This is a genomic window from Thermoleptolyngbya oregonensis NK1-22, from assembly GCF_032705245.1.
Classification (GTDB): Bacteria; Cyanobacteriota; Cyanobacteriia; order Elainellales; family Elainellaceae; genus Thermoleptolyngbya; species Thermoleptolyngbya sichuanensis.
This window is the reverse complement of record NZ_CP053540.1, coordinates 1,026,372-1,044,360: the sequence shown is the minus strand read 5'-3', so window position 1 is coordinate 1,044,360 and position 17,989 is coordinate 1,026,372. Positions and strand designations below refer to the sequence as shown.

17 protein-coding genes, 1 tRNA gene and 1 pseudogene are annotated in these 17,989 nt (G+C 56.5%); 10 read left to right on the top strand and 9 right to left on the bottom strand.

Going from position 1 to position 17,989, the window contains the following annotated elements:
• Positions 1-44 precede the first annotated feature (44 nt).
• The 3 genes from HNI00_RS04505 to HNI00_RS04495 all read right to left on the bottom strand — a co-directional run bounded on the left by HNI00_RS04505 (position 45) and on the right by HNI00_RS04495 (position 3,339).
• A complete protein-coding gene (locus HNI00_RS04505; RefSeq protein WP_316791058.1) occupies positions 45-1,688 on the bottom strand; it encodes an ABC1 kinase family protein in 1,644 nt (547 codons plus the stop codon).
• A gap of 176 nt (positions 1,689-1,864) precedes the next feature.
• The gene (locus tag HNI00_RS04500) at positions 1,865-2,062 is read right to left on the bottom strand and encodes a UBP-type zinc finger domain-containing protein (protein ID WP_420156303.1); all 198 of its coding nucleotides are present in this window, start codon (positions 2,060-2,062) and stop codon (positions 1,865-1,867) included.
• A 62-nt stretch (positions 2,063-2,124) separates the two neighbouring features.
• A complete protein-coding gene (locus HNI00_RS04495) occupies positions 2,125-3,339 on the bottom strand; it encodes an HhoA/HhoB/HtrA family serine endopeptidase (RefSeq protein ID WP_316791055.1) in 1,215 nt (404 codons plus the stop codon).
• Positions 3,340-4,116: 777 nt separating this feature from the next.
• Between HNI00_RS04495 and HNI00_RS04490 the strand changes: the two genes are divergently transcribed.
• Positions 4,117-4,464 (top strand): DUF3007 family protein, encoded by a 348-nt coding sequence (locus HNI00_RS04490; RefSeq protein ID WP_316791053.1) that lies wholly within the window; start codon positions 4,117-4,119, stop codon positions 4,462-4,464.
• A gap of 138 nt (positions 4,465-4,602) precedes the next feature.
• Positions 4,603-5,403, top strand: a complete 801-nt coding sequence (gene trpA, locus HNI00_RS04485) for a tryptophan synthase subunit alpha (protein ID WP_316791051.1) — start codon at positions 4,603-4,605, stop codon at positions 5,401-5,403.
• Positions 5,404-5,630: 227 nt separating this feature from the next.
• Here trpA and HNI00_RS04480 read toward each other — a convergent pair.
• Positions 5,631-5,701, bottom strand: a tRNA-Cys gene (locus tag HNI00_RS04480).
• 170 nt (positions 5,702-5,871) lie between these two features.
• Between HNI00_RS04480 and cpdA the strand changes: the two genes are divergently transcribed.
• The 4 genes from cpdA to HNI00_RS04460 all read left to right on the top strand — a co-directional run bounded on the left by cpdA (position 5,872) and on the right by HNI00_RS04460 (position 9,013).
• Positions 5,872-6,672: a 3',5'-cyclic-AMP phosphodiesterase gene (cpdA, locus tag HNI00_RS04475; RefSeq protein ID WP_316791049.1), complete on the top strand. Its 801-nt coding sequence runs from the start codon at positions 5,872-5,874 to the stop codon at positions 6,670-6,672.
• A 157-nt stretch (positions 6,673-6,829) separates the two neighbouring features.
• Positions 6,830-7,393, top strand: a complete 564-nt coding sequence (gene efp / locus HNI00_RS04470; RefSeq protein WP_068510736.1) for an elongation factor P — start codon at positions 6,830-6,832, stop codon at positions 7,391-7,393.
• Between the two features lie 49 nt (positions 7,394-7,442).
• The gene (gene accB / locus HNI00_RS04465) at positions 7,443-7,943 is read left to right on the top strand and encodes an acetyl-CoA carboxylase biotin carboxyl carrier protein (RefSeq protein ID WP_316791047.1); all 501 of its coding nucleotides are present in this window, start codon (positions 7,443-7,445) and stop codon (positions 7,941-7,943) included.
• Positions 7,944-8,200: 257 nt separating this feature from the next.
• Positions 8,201-9,013: a DUF4079 domain-containing protein gene (locus HNI00_RS04460; RefSeq protein ID WP_316791045.1), complete on the top strand. Its 813-nt coding sequence runs from the start codon at positions 8,201-8,203 to the stop codon at positions 9,011-9,013.
• 71 nt (positions 9,014-9,084) lie between these two features.
• Here the strand turns inward: HNI00_RS04460 and HNI00_RS04455 are convergent.
• Positions 9,085-9,405, bottom strand: a pseudogene (locus tag HNI00_RS04455) (helix-turn-helix domain-containing protein); the annotation flags it as partial.
• Between HNI00_RS04455 and HNI00_RS04450 the strand changes: the two are divergent.
• Complete coding sequence (locus HNI00_RS04450; RefSeq protein ID WP_316791041.1) at positions 9,391-9,543, top strand: hypothetical protein; 153 nt, start codon at positions 9,391-9,393, stop codon at positions 9,541-9,543. The pseudogene HNI00_RS04455 and the gene HNI00_RS04450 sit on opposite strands and share 15 nt — an antisense overlap.
• Here the strand turns inward: HNI00_RS04450 and gntT are convergent.
• Positions 9,540-10,850, bottom strand: a complete 1,311-nt coding sequence (gntT, locus tag HNI00_RS04445; RefSeq protein WP_316791039.1) for a guanitoxin biosynthesis MATE family efflux transporter GntT — start codon at positions 10,848-10,850, stop codon at positions 9,540-9,542. The two genes, HNI00_RS04450 and gntT, sit on opposite strands and share 4 nt — an antisense overlap.
• 269 nt (positions 10,851-11,119) lie before the next feature.
• Between gntT and HNI00_RS04440 the strand changes: the two genes are divergently transcribed.
• Positions 11,120-12,904: a M61 family metallopeptidase gene (locus tag HNI00_RS04440; RefSeq protein WP_316791037.1), complete on the top strand. Its 1,785-nt coding sequence runs from the start codon at positions 11,120-11,122 to the stop codon at positions 12,902-12,904.
• Between the two features lie 94 nt (positions 12,905-12,998).
• Complete coding sequence (locus tag HNI00_RS04435) at positions 12,999-13,484, top strand: tellurite resistance TerB family protein (RefSeq protein WP_172353446.1); 486 nt, start codon at positions 12,999-13,001, stop codon at positions 13,482-13,484.
• A 48-nt stretch (positions 13,485-13,532) separates the two neighbouring features.
• Here HNI00_RS04435 and nadA read toward each other — a convergent pair whose 3' ends face one another.
• Positions 13,533-14,495 carry a quinolinate synthase NadA gene (gene nadA / locus HNI00_RS04430; protein ID WP_316791034.1) on the bottom strand — a complete coding sequence of 321 codons (963 nt, stop codon included), beginning with the start codon at positions 14,493-14,495 and terminating at the stop codon, positions 13,533-13,535.
• Between the two features lie 492 nt (positions 14,496-14,987).
• Between nadA and bicA the strand changes: the two genes are divergently transcribed.
• Complete coding sequence (bicA, locus tag HNI00_RS04425) at positions 14,988-16,667, top strand: bicarbonate transporter BicA (protein WP_316791032.1); 1,680 nt, start codon at positions 14,988-14,990, stop codon at positions 16,665-16,667.
• 139 nt (positions 16,668-16,806) lie between these two features.
• On the opposite strand, the gene HNI00_RS04420 is transcribed toward bicA, so the two are convergent.
• Together HNI00_RS04420 and HNI00_RS04415 are read right to left on the bottom strand one after the other, a co-directional pair.
• Positions 16,807-17,133 (bottom strand): MgPME-cyclase complex family protein, encoded by a 327-nt coding sequence (locus HNI00_RS04420; RefSeq protein ID WP_316791030.1) that lies wholly within the window; start codon positions 17,131-17,133, stop codon positions 16,807-16,809.
• Between the two features lie 106 nt (positions 17,134-17,239).
• On the bottom strand, positions 17,240-17,965 hold the full coding sequence (locus tag HNI00_RS04415) for a pyridoxine 5'-phosphate synthase (protein ID WP_316791028.1): 726 nt from the start codon (positions 17,963-17,965) through the stop codon (positions 17,240-17,242).
• Between the last annotated feature and the right edge of the window lie 24 nt (positions 17,966-17,989).

Here is a 17,989-nt window from a genome sequence, read left to right as displayed (position 1 = left end):
GCCATGCTAAAGCCAGAGGCCGCTGATGAGCTAATGAACTGAGCTTAGCGCAGCCGCCCCGATCGCAGGATGCTGATAATTAGCCATAGCCCCAGGATGCTGGCGGCGGCAAACAGCGCCTCGCTGATCCACACCACACGGCTGACGGGGGCGTTTGCGGTGATAATCGCTGCGCCCATGATCAGCGCCCCCACCACAATGCTAAAAGAGAGCCGATTGGCAGAAGAATCGACGGTGCGGCGCAAGGTGTCCAGTTCGCGCACGGTCAGGTTCCAGTTCAGCGTTTCAGAGGTGACGCGGTCGAGCAGCAGTTCAACCTGACGGGGCGATTGCAGCGACAGATTTTTCACATCCAGCAGCGTCCGCAAGAAGGCAGGCAGCGGCGCATCGCCTACTAGCTTGCGGCGAAACAGATCGGTCATCAGCGGGCGAATTTGTTCTGAAAAGTTGAATTCGGGGTCGAGCGCGCGGGCAACGCCTTCTAGATTGGCGATCGCCTTTGCACATAGCCCCAGGTTTCCTGGCACGCGAATCTTGTTCTTTCGTGCCGCTTGCAGCACCTCATAAAACAGCAGGCTGAAGTTAATCTGCCCCAGGTTGAGGCTGTAATACTGCCGCAGCAGCCGCTCATAGTCTGTTTCCAGCCGCGTCAGGCTAATGGGTTCTTCCGAGGGAGCCAGTTGCAGCGTGAGCTGAGCGCAGCGCTGAGCATCCAGGCTGACAATGGCCAGGATTAGCTCTAGCAGGATGTCCTGCGTGCGGGGGTCGAGCCGCCCCACCATGCCACAGTCCAGCAGGGCCACGCGCCCATCGCTGAGATAAAACAGGTTGCCGGGGTGTGGGTCGGCATGGAAGAAACCGTCTAGACACACTTGCTGGAAAAAGGCTCGGAGCAACAGGTTGGCGATCGCCCGTTTCTCGGATCGCTCGTCTTCTGCGGGGGCAAACTCTGCCAGCAGCAGCGGCTTGCCGTCCAGCCACTCCATCACCAGCAGTTGGTCTGTCGTATGCTCCCAGATAATCTGCGGCACCACCAGTTGGGCCGGGTCAAACCAGCGGCTGCGGCCCAGATTGCTGCGGAGTTGGTCGGTATAGGTCGCCTCCTGGGTAAAGCGCAGTTCAGCCCGCAACGCCTGGGAAAATTCTTCCGCCAGGGTCACCACGTCATAGAGCTTGCCAAATTCGGTTTGGGCCACCAAGCTGGCGATCGCCCGAATCAGGGCAATATCCTGCTCCACCACAGGCAGCAGCCCCGGCCGCTGCACCTTCAGCGCCACTTCGCGGCCGTCCTTGAGCGTGGCCCGATGGGTTTGAGCAATTGACCCCGCTGCCACAGGTTCCGGGTTAATCGCCAGAAAGACATCTTCCACAGGGCGGGAAACCGATTCTCGAATCACCGCTTCAATTTCTGCCCACTCTACAGGCGGAACCTTTGCCTGGAGCGTGCTGAGCGCCTCGATATAGTCTGGCGGCAACAGGTCGGGGCGGGTACTCAGCAGTTGCCCCAGCTTGACATACACCGGCCCTAGATCTACCAGAATATTTCGCAGCACCGCAGGCGTGGGCAGCTTCGGCTCGTCCAGCTTGCCGCCCGACAGCAGCCGCCGCATATAGTCCCACCCGTGCCGCAGCACGACCTCAGCGATTTCGCCTTGACGGGAACTGGTCTGGACAAGTTGAGAGAGCATCGATACACTTCCCTGGACTGCCGTTGGCGTTTACAAAAAAGCCCCGCTACCTCTACAGCCTAGCGGGGTTTGTCGAGTTTGGGGTTAAGGTTCGGTTCAGCGCGGCTCAAAAGTCTGGCGCGATTCTGGCGCGATTCTGGGGCAGTGCATCTGTTGCGATGGCTGCGGGCGCAGACTCAATACTCTTTTGCGGCTTCGTCTACAAAGCACCAGAGCCAGTCTTCGCCCAGTTCTGCCGAACTCATGACTGGATGCCCCGTTTCTTCGTAATGGCGGCGGGCGTGCTGATGTTTTGACGAATCGCAGCACAGCATCTTGCCACAGGTCTGGCAAATCCGCAGATGCACCCACTTTCGCCTGACTCTTGGCCGGATGCCCCAATAGCCAGAGGCCTTCGCGGCGAGGCGATCGCCCCCCAACCCCTCACTCCTCTTCCCTAGTTCCTGGCTTGATTAGGCAGCGGTTCTGGCGTGATACTCAGGCTAATGGTCTGCCCGTTGCGGCGAACTTCGACCGGCAGCGGGCTACCAATGCGGCTGTTTTCGACCACCTGCTGCACCTGTTCCGAAGCGGTGACGGGCTGCTGACCCACCTTGGTAATTACATCGCCAGCGCGAACCCCTGCACGAGCAGCGGGGGAGTTGTTTTGCACGCGCACCACCAACACGCCCCGGTCTTCCTGAACCCGAATCGGGCTATTGGGGTCGTCGTTGATGTTTTGCTTCAGTTCAGGGGTTAAGTTGACCATATGCACGCCCAGATAGGGGTGATCGACCCGACCCGTGGCAATGAGCTGATCAGCAATGCGCTTGGCGGTGTTAATCGGAATCGCGAAGCCGAGGCCCTGAGCGTTGGCGCGGATGGCGGTGTTAATGCCGATGACCTCGCCGCGCTCGTTGAGCAGGGGGCCGCCAGAGTTGCCGGGGTTGATGGCTGCGTCAGTCTGAATAAAGCTGGCCCGCTGGTCAGGAATGCCGACTTGGGCGCTGCTGCGGCCCGTAGCGCTGATGATGCCTGCGGTGACGGTGCTGTTCAGCCCCAGCGGGTTGCCAATGGCGATCGCCCACTCACCCGGACGCAGCAAGTCGGAGTTGCCCAGCGTCGCCGTCGGCAGGCGATCGCCCTCAATCTTGATGACGGCAACATCGGTGACGCGATCGCCCCCTAGCACCCGTCCCTCAAAGGTTCGTCCGTCGCTCAGGGTCACCGTCACCCGGTCGGCCCCATCCACCACATGGGCATTGGTGATAATCAGCCCGCTAGCGTCGATAATTACGCCAGAGCCAATGCCCTGCTGCACGCGAGACGATGGCGGCATCCCTTCTTCGCCAAAGAAGCGTCGGAAGAAGGGATCGTTAAACGCCTCAGGAACGCGCCGGGTCACGGTTCGTGACGAGTCGATCCGCACCACGGCCGGGCCAACTCGCTCGGCTGCATTGGCAATAAAGTTTGACCCGCCAGAGGCAAACGCCGCCGCTGCGGAGGGCGCAGAAACCGCCGCCGGAGCCTGCACCTGGCTAACCAGGGATTCTGCGGGCATCGGTGCAGAAGCAATGGGAGCCAGCGCTTGATTGGCCAAGAGGCGATCGCCCGCTACTACCGCTCCAGCTCCCACCATTGTCAGAGCTAGATAGATCAAAGACTGTTTCATGGAAGATTTGCGCTCAGGCTTTCTAGAGGTCGTCACGGTGTCAGATTCCTCGCTATATCCAATTGTTCCCAAAATTTTTGTAGATTCAGGAAAGTGTCTTCGGTTTGAAGCGGTGGCGCTGAGGCATGACCACAAAATCGCCCCCAACACACACTGCCATAGTGCTGAAATATGAATGCTGCGATATGTTTAGACAGCTATCGGTAGACAATGACTAGACCACTGCTCAGATCATCAGGTTAGATTGCCGGGTGAGATCATTAAGCATCAGTCTTTTCATAATTTAATCGGGAAATTTGTCAATCGAATGACAAGGCTGTCACAACCTTATGAAAAGATGCAACTCAGCCTTGAGCCTGCCTTTAGACGTAGACTGACTCTGGAGTTTGTCATGCAAAGTTCATCCCCCTTTCACGACAGCGACAAACCCGGTTGATAACTTGAAATCACAGGTGAATGAATGCTCAGGGAGTCGGTTGTCCTGCACGAAAGCTTTTTCGGCATCAAAGCAGGGCCTCTTGGCTCCCTCTTTTTTTATGGTTTTTTGGGAAGCGGACGTGACCATGATTTCTCTCTAGCGCGGCCGTCTTCAGTTTCAAAAACCGTTAGGACTTACACAGTTGGACGATTTCTCGCGGGCGCACCTGCGAGAAATCGTCCAAGACTCAGAAACCTTGTTGTAAGTGCTTAAGTCCTAAACCGTTTTAGGATATCTATATCTAGACGGTTCTACCTCTAGCTTTTTCAAAAACCTCTAAGCCTGGAACGCTGGTCTGAATGCGGCGAATTGACGTGATCTTGATTGGGGTGGGTGTGTTTGCGGCGGGTGGCATCGTCTATGTCATGTTGACTCGCCTGGGATTAACCGATCTCGATGCGGGCATCTGGACGCAGGCGGTGCTGACCATCGGGCTATTGGGCTGGCTGGTGACGTATCTGTTTCGCGCAGTCACCCAGAACATGACCTATAACCAGCAGCTCAAAGACTATGAAGATGCCGTGCTGCAAAAGCGACTGGATGCGATGACCCCGGAGGAACTGGCGGCGCTTCAGGCCGAGCTAGAGCAGGAAAAGGCGGCCGACGAAAACGCAGCGCTGGATGGTAAGGTATCTGGTGATCCTTAGGCACGGCGATCGCCGCTCATGGCTCTAGGTGACAAATTCTAGGTGAAAAATTCTGGGTATCAAGCTCTGGGTAACAAGCTCTGGGCAACAAATTCTAGACAACGGCCTAGGCTTATAAACAAATCTACAGGACACAGCATGAAGTCGGTTTCGGATTGCATGGCGGCACTGCGCGATCGCGCTCAGTGTGCGCTCATTCCATTTATTACAGCGGGCGATCCTGATTTGGACACCACAGCCAAGGCGCTGCAAGTCCTAGATCGCAGCGGTGCAGATCTGATCGAACTCGGCGTGCCCTACTCCGATCCGCTGGCGGATGGCCCGGTTATCCAGGCAGCCGCCTCGCGGGCGCTCCAGCGCGGTGTGAAGCTAGAAGACGTGCTGGAACTGGTCAAAACCGTCAGCCCGACATTACGAGCGCCGATTATTCTCTTCACTTACTACAACCCGATTTTGAACCGGGGCATTGAGTCTTTTCTGAAACGGGCCTACGAGGCCGGTGCGCGGGGTCTGGTGGTGCCAGATTTGCCTCTAGAAGAGATGGACAGCGTGCTGAAACCTGCGGCAGACATTGGCATCGAGGTGACGCTGCTGGTTGCGCCGACCAGTCCCAAAGAGCGCATCCAGGCGATCGCCCAACAGGCCCAGGGCTTCATCTATCTGGTCAGCGTGACGGGGGTAACGGGAATGCGATCGCAGGTGGGCGATCGCGTACAAGATCTGCTGCTGGAGCTACGCAGCGTCACAGACAAGCCTATCGGTGTTGGCTTTGGCATTTCAGAGCCGAGTCAGGCGCGGCAAGTCATGGAGTGGGGTGCAGATGCCGTCATCGTCGGCAGCGCCTTTGTTAAACGGTTGGCAGAGGGCGAACCGCATCAAGCCTTGGAATCGGTTGAAACCTTTTGTCGCAGCCTGAAGGCATCGCTGCAAGAGGCATAAAATTGGGCACTTGATTGGGCATTTGTGGGATGGGCACCTCACCGAACTTGAGGTAGTGAGGTAGCAAACCAATCGTGTGCTTTAGCATGTCTAAGGTAACAGGTTCAGTTCTTGATGCGTTCCCATAGAGGAGCAAAGGGGGTGGCTCCGTGGCGCTGTGACATCCAATCCTTCGCTACGGACACTTAGCCCTTCGTTCCACGTGAACCATAGGGACATAAAAATGAAGGCGGCACCCAGATTCGAACTGGGGGTGAAGGTTTTGCAGACCTCTGCCTTACCACTTGGCTATGCCGCCGAGTTTGCTGTCTTGATAGTCTTGACAGCCGACTTGTGTGTGAGGGATTTGTGAAGGGTTTGTCAGGGGCGATCGCCCCCTGCGAACAGGTTCTTCGTCCCACGAGGATCTAGTATATCATCCGAGGAAGTTGCGATAATTCTCATCTGAAAGATTTCTGGCGGGTTCCCATGCCATCCTCTGCGGGTTCGCCCTCTGCGGGCTTGAAGATTGTTCAACTGACCGACACGCACCTGTTCGCCGACGAGCAGGGCGAGATGAAGGGCTGCCAAACGGGGCGATCGCTCCAAGTTGTGCTTCAGGCGGTGGCCCAGCGCCAGCCCCGGCCCGACTTGCTGCTGCTGACGGGCGACCTGTCGCAGGATGAAACTGAGGAATCCTACCGAGTTTTGCTGCGTCTGATTTCGCCGCTGGGCATTCCGGCACTGTGGCTACCGGGAAACCACGATCAGGCGATCGCCCTGATGGAGCAGGTGCTTTCGGTCTTTCCCGCCTCGCCCCAAAAGTGCCTGCAACAAGGCGGCTGGAACCTGATTTTGCTGAATTCTAGCCAGTGGAACGAAGTATCCGGGCGGATCTCTGACGACAGCCTGCGCTGGCTTGATGCTCAGTTGTGCCAGTTTGCCCATCTGCCGACGCTCGTGGCGCTGCACCATCCCCCGCTGGCCGTTGGCTCTGCCTGGATGGATGCTATCGGGCTGCAAAATCGGGAGGATTTGTTTGCGGTGCTGGATCAGCATCCCCAGGTAAAGCTGGTGGTGTTTGGGCATATTCACCAGGAATTTGACCAGATGCGGCAAGGCGTGCGCTATTTAGGCACACCGTCTACCTGTGTCCAGTTTTCGCCAAATATCGACGAATTTTCGATTGATTCGACCCGTCAGCCAGGGTTTCGAGAAATCACGCTGTATCCGGACGGACGCTACGAAACGCAGGTGGTGCGGGCGGAGCGGCAAGCCTCTCTGGTGTAGCCAGTCTCTAGGGCAGGGAGGCTAGCTGTTCCCAGGTTTGCATGGCGGCGTTTGCATAGCGGCGTTTGTGCGGTGGCGTTTTTAGCCCGCTGTCCACTGCGTCCCCCTCAAGCGGTACAATGTATCGTCGGTTGTTCTTCTCTCATCACCTCGATTCATGATTTCCAGCAACGACTTTCGTCCGGGCGTGAGCATTGTCCTCGATGGTTCTGTATGGCGCGTGGTGGAATTTCTCCATGTCAAGCCTGGTAAGGGGTCGGCGTTTGTGCGGACGAAGCTGAAAAATGCCCAAACAGGCAACGTGGTGGAACGCACCTTCCGCGCTGGGGAAACCGTCCCCCAAGCGATCTTGGAAAAAAGCGTGATGCAGCACACCTATAAAGAGGGTGATGATTACGTCTTTATGGACATGGAGAGCTACGAAGAAGGGCGGCTGACGGCGGCGCAAATTGGCGATCGCGTCAAATATTTGAAAGAGGGCATGGAAGTGAATGTCGTCCGCTGGGGCGACCAGGTGATGGAAGTGGAACTGCCCAACTCCGTCGTTTTGGAAATTATCGAAACAGACCCCGGCGTGAAGGGCGACACAGCGACGGGTGGCACCAAGCCCGCCATTGTGGAGACGGGCGCTCAGGTAATGGTGCCGCTGTTCATTGCCAAGGGCGAGCGCATCAAGATTGACACCCGCACCGATACTTATCTGGGGCGCGAAACCTCGTGAGTTTTGGCTGGCTTGCTGTGACCGCTGGTGACGTGGGGCGATAAAAACTGTGGAATTAAACTTTAATGAGATTCGTGAGCTTCTATCTCTGCTAAACCAGACCGATTTGGCAGAGTTTACGTTGAAAAGCAGCGATTTTGAGCTGATTTTGCGGAAGCAGGGCAAAGAGAGCGATCGCCCAACGGTTGTCGAATCCGTCGATCCGGCCCGCTTCATGCCGCCCCCGGTTGCCCCGGTCGCGCCCATTGCGCCCGCTGCGCCCCCATCTGCTGCACTCCCCTCGCCCCCATCCCCCCTGGCCACCGAAAAGCTAGTGGAGATTACCTCGCCAATTGTGGGCACGTTTTACAGCGCCCCTGCGCCGGATGAGCCGCCGTTTGTGAATGTGGGCGATCGCATTCGCAGTGGGCAGACGGTTTGCATCATCGAGGCGATGAAAATCATGAACGAAATTGAGGCCGAGGTGAACGGCGAAATCGTCGAAATTTTAGTGAAAAACGGTGACTCGGTGGAGTTTGGTCAGGCGTTGATGCGGGTGAATCCTGGCTAAGGGCGATCGCCCTTCTTCAGGAATGCGTTCAATAAAGTGGGCTTTTCAATCAAGCGGGCTTTTAGTTTTTCAGAAACGGTTTTTTGAAAAGCGCTCAGCCCCCACGCAGCCGCTATTTTCTCAGTCAAAATTCATTTAGAATGCAGGCAGTTTCCCTAAGCTAATCCTGAACCTGGAGATCCAAGCGGCGTTGTGGTACGTAGCTGCTTCAGGATTGAAGGATTCAGGCTGCTGAACTAATGCGGATCTAACCTGCCATGAGTGTTGAAGATATCGCTACACTGCTGCATCCGGCGATCGCCGTTTTCTTTGTGTTCCCCCTGATTGGTGCGGTGGTGTACTTTGCCTGGCAAACCCGTCAGCGCCGCCTACAGCTTGCCGCCGGAGACAAGAGCAAGATTCCGCCCATTGTCGGCCCTGACCATTTCAAGCTGGGCAAATGGCTGAGCGCTTCTGTCGTGGGCATCACGCTGCTGGGCATGGCGCAGCCGATTTACAAAAAGCTCGTGCTAGACAGCGGCAACTGGGCGGCGAATTCCACCCGATTTTACCTAATTCTGGGATTCTTTATTGCCACTATCGCTGCACTGGTGTTTCTCTATCGCGCTGCCTCGCTGAATCCGCAAACCGCCTGGTTCTGGCGGGCCCTGTTTGCCAGCCTGACGGGGCTAGGGATGTGGGTGATCGGCTTCCAAAAGTTTCAGGCTGGCGACGGAAATCTATACGATCTTGTTTTTCGGCGCGATTTTGAGTGGCAGGTGTCGCATTTCTACTACGGCATGATCGCCGCCATGCTGATGATTTTTTCGCTGGCGATCGCCCCTGACATCTACAGCCGCGACAAAGAAAAAGCCCTGACCTGGCGTAGAGTCCACACCGCACTCAATACCATTGCCCTGCTGTTTTTTGTCGGTCAGGCCCTGACCGGCCCCCGCGACCTGCTAGAAATTCCCCTAAGCTGGCAAAAGTCCTACGTCGAGCAGCTTTATATCCAGAATTGCCAGACCCAGCCCTGCCAGGTGCAGGCCGCGCCTGCGGAAGAAGCGCCCCAGGGCCAGGTGACCCCGTGATGGGATTGCGGGCGATCGCCCCTCCATCTCAGTTCACACGTATGTCTAGGCAATTCTGCGGGTGCGATTTCCTAGCGATCGCTGCGATAGCGACTGGGGGTGATTCCTGTAAATTTACGAAACTGCTGGGTCAGGTGGCTGTGGCTATTAAATCCGCAGCGGAGCGCAATTTCCATAATTGAATCATCGGTTTGTTTGAGCAGTTGTTTTGCCGTTTCGATGCGCTGCTGAAGCAAGTATTGATAGGGAGAAAGCCCGACCGATTGTCTGAACAAACGACTAAAGTGAAACTGGCTAATGCCTAGCAGATTTGCCAGATCCGCCAGCTTAATCTCCTGATCTAAATGGTCATTGAGATAGTCCAAAACTTGGAGCAATTGTCGCTGGTTCAGCCTAGCATCGTGCGCGATTTGCCCTTTGTCCGCTCCTATGTGCTGCAAGACGGGCATCTCTTCCTGTTGCTGTTTGCAGATGGCGGCATTGACAAATTCGAGCTAGCCCCCCGCTCATCTCACTCCGCTAATCTCTAGCAGCGCTCTAGGTAAGATTGCCGCAGCGCCCAGCCCAGCGTCACTGTGCGGGTTGCCATGAAACAAGTGAGCGCCAGCCACAGCAGCGCGTTGCTCTGAGTTTGCCAGGCGATCGCCGCGATGGGAGCGAATCCCAGCAGCGATGAGGCAAGGGCCGACTTTCGCAGCACGTTTCCAGCAGTGATGCCGAGAAAATAGCCGTCGAGCATATACGCCAGGGAGCCGAAGCCCAGCAGCGGCAGCAGCCACCAGACCGACTGGCGCACGCCCTCCAGCACGTCGGCATGGTGCGTGAGCAGGCGAAACAGCGGTTGGGGCAGCAGGGCAAACAGGAGGGCGATCGCCAGTCCGAGTCCCAGGCTCAGCGCTCCAGAGAGTTTCGCCAAGGCCTGCAGGCGATCGCGCTGGCCGCCGCCGTGAAATTGGCCCGCGTAGGTTTCGGTGGCAAAGGCGAGGCCATCGATGAAGTAGGCCGCCAGGGTCACCACCTGGAGCAGCAGCGTATTTGCCGCCAGCACGGTCGTTCCCACCGCAGCGCTGAGGTTAGTAAACACTGCAAACGTGGTAATCAGGGCAAAGGTGCGAATCACAATATTGCCGTTCAGCAGAACCAGGGACTTCAGCGCTGCTGCGTTCCAGATCTTGGGAAACACTGCCCGCACCTGCGCCCCGGACACCTCGCGGCTCAGCAGACCCAGCGCCACCCCCAGCATGGCGTACTGGCTCAGGGCCGTGGCCGCGCCTGCCCCTGCGCTGGCCCAGCCCCATCGCACAATCAGCCAGTAGTTCAGCACGACATTCACGCCATTGCTGACCGCCGACAGCAGCAGCACCGCCCGCCCCTTACCCCGTCCCAAAAACCAGCCCATCCACACCAGATTGAGCAGCGTCGCGGGCGCACCCCAAATCATCGCGTTGTAATAGGCTCGCCCAGCCTGTTTTACCTCCGGTGCGGCGCTCAGCAGCGTAAAGCCTATCTCTCGCAGCGGCCGTTGCAGCAGCACAATCCCCAGCCCCACGGTCAGGGCGATCGCCCCACCCCGCAGCCCCGTCAGCAGCACTTCGTCTGCGTCGCCCCGGCCCACTGCCTGCGCCGTCGTGCCCGTTGTGCCCATCCGCAAAAAGCCAAAGGTCCAGTACAGATAGTTGAATAAAATGGTGGCGATCGCCACGCCCGCCAGATGCCGAATCTCTGCCAAGTTGCCCAAAAATGCCAGATCCAGCAGCCCCGCCAGCGGCACCAGCAGATTCGAGACCATGTTCACACCGGCCAGTTGCAGGAACGAGAGCCAAAAGGGGTAGCGCATGGCAGGGGGTGGGGTTCAGAGTTAGGACTGAGAGAATTTTCGGTGACTTTGGAGGGCGATCGCCTAGACTAGACACAATTACCAGAAACACTATCCCAGACACACTAACAAAGATCTCAGCAAGCTCTCAGCCAAAGCTCTCAGCCAAAGCTCTCAGCCAAAGCTCTCAGCAACTCGCTGGCAGCGATCAGCGACCCTAGTCGCTCGTTCTGGCCCGGCAACCCGTCTAGTCACTGACGGCTTCAATCGTTTTCAACCCAATTTTGCCCATGACCGCTACTCAAGTTCAGCCCTACACCGCCAGCGCCACCACAGTCCAGCTTCACTACACCGTCGCCATGCCCCAGCCAGAGACTCACCTGTTCGAGGTGACGCTGCGGGTTTCTGGCTGGCAGCAGACCACGCTCGATCTCAAAATGCCCGTGTGGACCCCCGGCTCCTATCTGATTCGGGAATACTCACGGCATGTGCAGGATTTTTCTGTAGACTCTGGACTGACATGGGAGAAGATTAGCAAAAACCACTGGCGAGTTCACACGAACGGCCCGTCAGAAATCACGCTGAAGTATCGCGTATTTGCCAATGAACTGACCGTCCGCACGAACCATCTCGACACGACTCACGGATACTTCAACGGCGCAGCGCTGTTCTTCTTTGTGCCAGGGTTTGAGCGTCAGCCCATTCGAGTGACGATCGTGCCGCCCAAGCCATCGTGGAAAATCGCAACCACGCTGCCAGCCGTGTCGGGTGAGGCAAACACCTTTGAAGCTGCTGACTTTGATACGCTGGTGGATACGCCTGTGGAGGTGGGCATCCACGATCGCCACGAATTTAGCGTGCTGGGTAAGCCCCACGAGTGGGTGATTTGGGGAACGGGCAACTACGACGCGGCAGATTTAATTCAAGACACCACGCGAATTGTGGAAGTGGAAGCAGCGCTATTCGGCGGGCTGCCCTACGAGCGCTATCTGTTTTTGCTGCATTTGTCGTCTCAGGGCTATGGCGGGCTGGAGCATAAAGACTCCTGCACCCTGAACTACGGACGTTTCAGCTTCCGAGCTAGGGAGAAATACAACCGCTTTATGCAGTTGGTGGCACACGAATTTTTTCACCTCTGGAACGTGAAGCGGATTCGTCCGAAGGCGCTGGAAGTCTTTGATTATGAATCGGAAAATTACACGCCGTCGCTTTGGTTTTGCGAAGGGACGACCAGCTTTTATGATCTGGCAATTCCCTTTCGGGCGGGACTGTATGATGCAAAGACCTATCTCAAAGAATTAAGCAAGGAAATCACGCAGTTTCTCACGATTCCTGGACGCAAAGTGCAGCCGCTGAGTGAATCCAGTTTTGATGCGTGGATCAAGCTTTATCGCCGCGATGCAAATAGCAACAACAACCAGATCTCCTATTATCTCAAGGGCGAAATGGTGTCGCTGCTGCTGGATTTGCAGATTCGCGCCAAGCACCAAAACGGGCGATCGCTCGATGATGTCATGCGGCTGATGTGGCAGCGGTTTGGGCAGGATGAAATTGGCTTTACGCCGGAGGAGCTAGAAGGGGCGATCGCCGCTGTTGCCGAAACTGACCTCACCGACTTTTTCCACCACGCGCTGCACACCACCGAAGAATTGCCCTTTGACGAATACCTGCATCCGTTTGGGCTATGTCTGCAACCCGACGAGGTGAGCAGCGCCCCGCCTAGTCTGGGCATCACCGCTCGCGCCGAAAATGGCAAAACCATGATTCAGTTCATCGAAATGGGCGCACCTGCCCAGCAAGCCGGCCTCGACATTGGTGACGAGCTACTGGCGCTGGACGGGCTGCGGGTGTCGGCGGAGCAGTTGGGCGATCGCCTGCAAAACTACCGACCTGGCGACACGGTGCAGGTCACGGTCTTTCATCAAGACGAACTCCGCACCCTTCCCGTCACTCTCGACCCGCCCTCCCCCAGCAATTTCAAGCTCGTGCCCCTGCCGTCTGCCAACGATGCTCAAAAGGCACTTCTGCGGGGCTGGCTGGGTATCGACTGGGAAACGCTGTGTAACGTCATGTAACCAACTCTGGACAAGAAGCTTAAGCTCCAAGGCTCTCCGAATGGGGTGTGGTACTGTCTGAAAAAATTCCTCCATCACACTTGAGGAGATCTCTATGCCGCTACAGACACCGCCGCCACCGTCCATCAGTCCCAGCCAAATGAATTTGCTCCGCGTCGTTGCGGCGATGGCCTGGGCCGATGGCAACCTCGCCGAAGAAGAAGTAGACGTGATGCTCGACAGCTTTAGCGGACTCTTTGCAGCCGATGCGCCCCAAAAGGAAGAACTGCGGAAGGAGTTGCGGGATTACGTCATGCAAAATATTCCGCTAGAGGAACTCATTCCCAAGCTGCAAACGATTGAGGAGCGGGAACTGGTGCTGCGCCTGGGCTATGCCGTGATCAACTCCAGCGCCCGCACGCCCGATGAAGAACTGGTCAACGCTGAAGAAGCCGAAGCCTACCAGCGACTTGTTAACCTGCTGGGCTTTGCGCCAGAAACGGTGAAGCGTGTGGAAGAAGAGGCGATCGCCGACCTGTCGCAAAGCGAAGGGCTGATCGAACGCCTCACTCGCCACCTGGGCGACTTCATTGGTCACTAAGCGTCCTTGTCCACCGACCCTAGCTCATCATCTCCCAGCCCATCATCTCTAGCTCATCTCCAACATGCGCTGAATCGGTCTGAGCGCCGCCACCTGAATCTCCTCAGATAGAGTGATTTCGGGTCGGCGGTTTTTCATGCAGAGGTACAGCTTTTCCAGCGTGTTCAGCCGCATGTGCGGACACTCGTTGCAGGCGCACTGGTTCAGCGGCGGCGCAGGGATGAAGGTCTTGCCAGGTTCCGCCTTTTGCATCTGGTGAATAATGCCCGGTTCTGTCGCCACAATGAAAGCGCGGCTCTCGCTTTTCTGGCAATAGCTGAGCAGCGCAGTAGTCGAGCCGATGTAGTGAGCGTGGCGCAGGACGGCGGGTTCGCATTCGGGATGGGCGATGACTTCTGCTTCGGGATGCTCGATTTGCAACTGCACGATCTTGCGTTCCGAAAAGGTTTCATGCACCATGCAGCTTCCCTGCCATAGCACCATCTCGCGCCCGGTCTGCTCCATGACATAGCGCCCCAGGTTGCGATCGGGGGCGAAGATGATGGGCTGATCAGGGGGAATCTGCTGCACGATCTTCACCGCATTGGAACTGGTGCAGATAATGTCGCTGAGGGCTTTGATGTCTGCGGTGCAGTTGATATAGGACACGACAAGGTGACCCGGATGCGCCGCTTTAAACGCCGCAAAGGCATCGGCCGGGCAGCTATCTGCCAGGGAACAGCCTGCCTCTAGGTCGGGCAGCAGCACCAGCTTGTGCGGATTCAAAATCTTCGCTGTTTCTGCCATGAAATGCACCCCTGCAAACACAATCACGTCTGCATCAGTGCGAGCGGCCTGCTGCGACAACCCCAGCGAGTCGCCAATGTAGTCGGCAATGTCTTGAATATCAGGGTCTTGATAATAGTGTGCCAGGATGACCGCATTGAGTTCGCGCTTGAGATCGGCGATCGCCCCAAACAAATCCCTGGGCAGCGTCTCAGAATTTTGGTAAGACAAAACAGTTTGTAGCACGGTTTACGGACTTCCCAGGTAGTTGTTGAATAGCAAACATAAATTAATTATAGTCGTTTTCACCATAAAAGGGGCAGCGATGATTTAGGACAAGTTGGCAGCTTGGAGGGACGGAGCATGAAGAGACAGAGATTCGCAGGGATAGAGATTCTCAGGGACAGAGATTTGGTGAATTCACCCGTCATTTTGGAAATGCTCAGGAATTCTTATCAATCAGTGCTTTACGTTATCCAGCGAACACTATACGCTTATTCATAGTCTCAGTTCTATTAAAAATCCAATCTCCATAGACTAAATACTATTATTTTGATTCATTCACGACCCCATCTCCACTTAGAAATTCTTATCAGGTCAATGCTTTACGTTGAGCATCGAACACTATACGCTTGGGTGATAGTTCAAAGTCTATGAATAAAAGACGAAATATAGACTAAAGACTATGTGATCGATTGAGTTCGCCACTGGTGCATTAGATCTTTCATCCTTATCCCTATGCAAATTACCAATCACATCCACTTCAGGAACTTGCGGGGTGATTTCTTTGGCGGCTTGACCACCGCTATTGTTTCCTTGCCTCTGGCGCTGGCGTTCGGCGTGGCCTCTGGTGCTGGCCCCGTCGCCGGACTCTACGGCGCAGTCTGTGTGGGTTTTTTCGCGGCGCTTTTTGGCGGCACGCCGACGCTCATTTCAGAACCCACCGGCCCGATGACCGTGATTACGACATCCGTGATCGCCTCGCTGGTGGCCACTGATCCAGAACACGGACTGGCGATGGCCTTTACAGTGGTTATGCTGGCAGGCATTTTTCAAATCCTGTTTGGCGTGTTCAAGTTGGGCAAGTACGTTACGCTCATGCCCTACAGCGTCATTTCGGGGTTTATGTCGGGCATTGGCGTAATTCTAGTGATTCTGCAAATCGCGCCATTTCTAGGACAGAAAGCTCCCAAGGGTGGAGTGCTGGGAACAGTCACGAACTTGCCGACGCTGCTGGCCAACATCAACCCCCCAGCGGCTATTCTCGGCGGGTTGACGCTGGCGATCATTTTTCTATGGCCGCGCAAGCTTAAGCGCTATGCCCCGCCGCAGCTTGTGGCGCTGATTGTAGGCACGCTGGCATCACTGATGCTGTTTCCGGGGGCGGATATTCCGCGTATTGGCGAAATCCCAATGGGTCTGCCCACCCTACAGGTGCCGACGTTTACGCCCGATCTGATGACCAAAATGCTGGTTGATGGAGCCATGCTGGGAATGCTGGGCTGCATTGATACGCTGCTGACGGCGGTGATTGCCGACAGCCTCACCCGTACGGAACACAACTCCAACAAGGAGTTGATTGGTCAGGGCATTGGCAACTTGGTGTCAGGTCTGTGCGGCGGGCTGCCGGGTGCGGGTGCAACGATGGGCACGGTGGTCAATATTCAAACGGGCGCGAGAACCGCCCTGTCAGGACTGACGCGGGCAGCAATTTTGCTGATCGTGGTTCTTTGGGCGGCGCAGTATACTCGCGCAATCCCGATGGCTGTGTTGGCGGGGATTGCCCTCAAGGTCGGGATTGACATTCTGGACTGGAGCTTTTTGAAGCGATCGCACAAGGTTTCGACCCGCGGCTCCATCATCATGTATGGTGTGCTGCTGCTGACCGTGTTTGTGGATTTGATTGTGGCGGTTGGCGTGGGTGTGTTTATTGCCAATATCCTGACGATCGAGCGTCTTAGCGAGCTGCATTCTCAGGAAGTCAAGGTTATCAGCGACACGGATGATGATGTGGTGCTGAATGACGAAGAAAAGCGCCTGCTAGACGAGGCAAACGGTCGGGTGCAGTTGTTCTACCTGAGCGGGCCGATGATCTTTGGGGTGTCGAAGGCGATCGCCCGCCAGCACAACACCCTGGGCGACTGCGACGCGCTGGTGATGGATCTGAGCGACGTGCCTCACATGGGCGTGACTGCCTCGCTGGAAATTGAAAATGCGATTCGCGACGCAGTGGATAAGGGTCGGCAGGTCTATCTGGTTGGCGCAGCAGGGAAGGTCAAGCGCCGTCTGGAAAAGCTCGGTGTTTTTAACCTGTTGCCCCACGATCACCTGTTTACCGACCGCACAGATGCGTTGCGGATGGCAGTGAGCACGGTCAGCAGCTATCCCAAGGGACTGAGCCATCGCTCTATTTCATAGCGGTTTATTCGCGGTTTATTCACAGCGTTTTACAGAAATCCGTTCCCTTCCAAAACGGTGAATCGCCCCGGATTCTTCAAAGAGATCCGGGGTTTTTTGTGCTTTTCGCATCGAGCTTTGAACGTTCTCTAGACGGCCTCTAGACCGCCGACAGCGATGCCAGCGGATCGGGAATCGTTGCCGAAGGAGCCTCGAACTGGCCAACCAGCACATACTCATGGCGCAGCTTGAGCCAGGTAATCATCTGCGGGTTCGTCGAAATCACTGCCACCGCAGGGCGAGGACACTTTGCCTTGAATTCGCTCATCTCCGCTGCTTCTAGAAACGCAGGCTCACGCACTAGCCAAAAATCAATTTCTTTGCCCGTTTCGGCATAGTGGCGAGTGCGCTCGCGCAGCGACTCATCGAGCGGCTCCTCTTGGAGCAAAAATTTTTCACTGGCCAGGATGAAGTGATAGGTGGTCATGAGAGGTATTGGGATATTTGAAGAATAAAGGGTTAGATCAAGGGTTGGGATTGAGTTAAGAGAAGGAAACTGGCACTTGTAGCTTTGTTCTCCATCGCTCATTTTCTCATCCCGACAGCCCCAGCATGGCCTGTTTCATCTCGCGGATGGCCCGATCCATACCCACAAGGACAGCACGGCTGATGATGCTATGGCCGATGTTGAGTTCCTCCATACCGGGAAACTGGGCGATGGGGCGCACGTTCCAGTAGGTGAGTCCATGCCCTGCATTGACCCGCAGCCCAGCGGCGATCGCCCGTTCACAGCCCCGCGCCAGCATCGCCAGTTCGTGGGCGTGGCTTTGCTCGTTGTGGGCTTCCGCATAGCGGCCTGTGTGCAGTTCGATAAACTGCGCCCCCACAGCGGCGGAAGCGTCGATCTGGGCTGCGTCGGCATCGATGAACAGGCTGACGGGAATGCCCGCCGCTTGCAGCGTGCTGACGACGTGCAGCATCCGGTCTTTTTGTCCGGCGATGTCGAGGCCGCCTTCGGTGGTCACTTCCTCGCGGCGTTCTGGCACGAGTGTTACGTAATCGGGACGAATGTCGAGGGCGATCGCCACCATCTCGTCCGTGGCTGCCATCTCTAGGTTCAGATGGGTTCGCACCGTCTGCCGCAGCAGCCGCACATCCCGGTCTTGAATATGCCGCCGATCTTCCCGCAGGTGAACCGTAATGCCATCGGCCCCGGCCAGCTCTGCCAGCACGGCCGCCGCTACCGGATCGGGTTCCACCGTGCGCCGCGCCTGCCGAATTGTGGCGACGTGATCAATATTGACACCCAGCGTAGGCAAGGCTAAACGCTCCAACTCATTAAG

Bases quoted from the DNA above. Each gene is read 5' to 3' on its own strand.
- HNI00_RS04505 (WP_316791058.1), bottom strand. From the start codon at position 1,688: ATGCTCTCTCAACTTGTCCAGACCAGTTCCCGTCAAGGCGAAATCGCT.
- HNI00_RS04495 (WP_316791055.1), bottom strand. From the start codon at position 3,339: ATGAAACAGTCTTTGATCTATCTAGCTCTGACAATGGTGGGAGCTGGA.
- HNI00_RS04490 (WP_316791053.1), top strand. From the start codon at position 4,117: ATGCGGCGAATTGACGTGATCTTGATTGGGGTGGGTGTGTTTGCGGCG.
- trpA (WP_316791051.1), top strand. From the start codon at position 4,603: ATGAAGTCGGTTTCGGATTGCATGGCGGCACTGCGCGATCGCGCTCAG.
- cpdA (WP_316791049.1), top strand. From the start codon at position 5,872: ATGCCATCCTCTGCGGGTTCGCCCTCTGCGGGCTTGAAGATTGTTCAA.
- efp (WP_068510736.1), top strand. From the start codon at position 6,830: ATGATTTCCAGCAACGACTTTCGTCCGGGCGTGAGCATTGTCCTCGAT.
- HNI00_RS04460 (WP_316791045.1), top strand. From the start codon at position 8,201: ATGAGTGTTGAAGATATCGCTACACTGCTGCATCCGGCGATCGCCGTT.
- gntT (WP_316791039.1), bottom strand. From the start codon at position 10,850: ATGCGCTACCCCTTTTGGCTCTCGTTCCTGCAACTGGCCGGTGTGAAC.
- HNI00_RS04440 (WP_316791037.1), top strand. From the start codon at position 11,120: ATGACCGCTACTCAAGTTCAGCCCTACACCGCCAGCGCCACCACAGTC.
- HNI00_RS04435 (WP_172353446.1), top strand. From the start codon at position 12,999: ATGCCGCTACAGACACCGCCGCCACCGTCCATCAGTCCCAGCCAAATG.
- bicA (WP_316791032.1), top strand. From the start codon at position 14,988: ATGCAAATTACCAATCACATCCACTTCAGGAACTTGCGGGGTGATTTC.
- HNI00_RS04420 (WP_316791030.1), bottom strand. From the start codon at position 17,133: ATGACCACCTATCACTTCATCCTGGCCAGTGAAAAATTTTTGCTCCAA.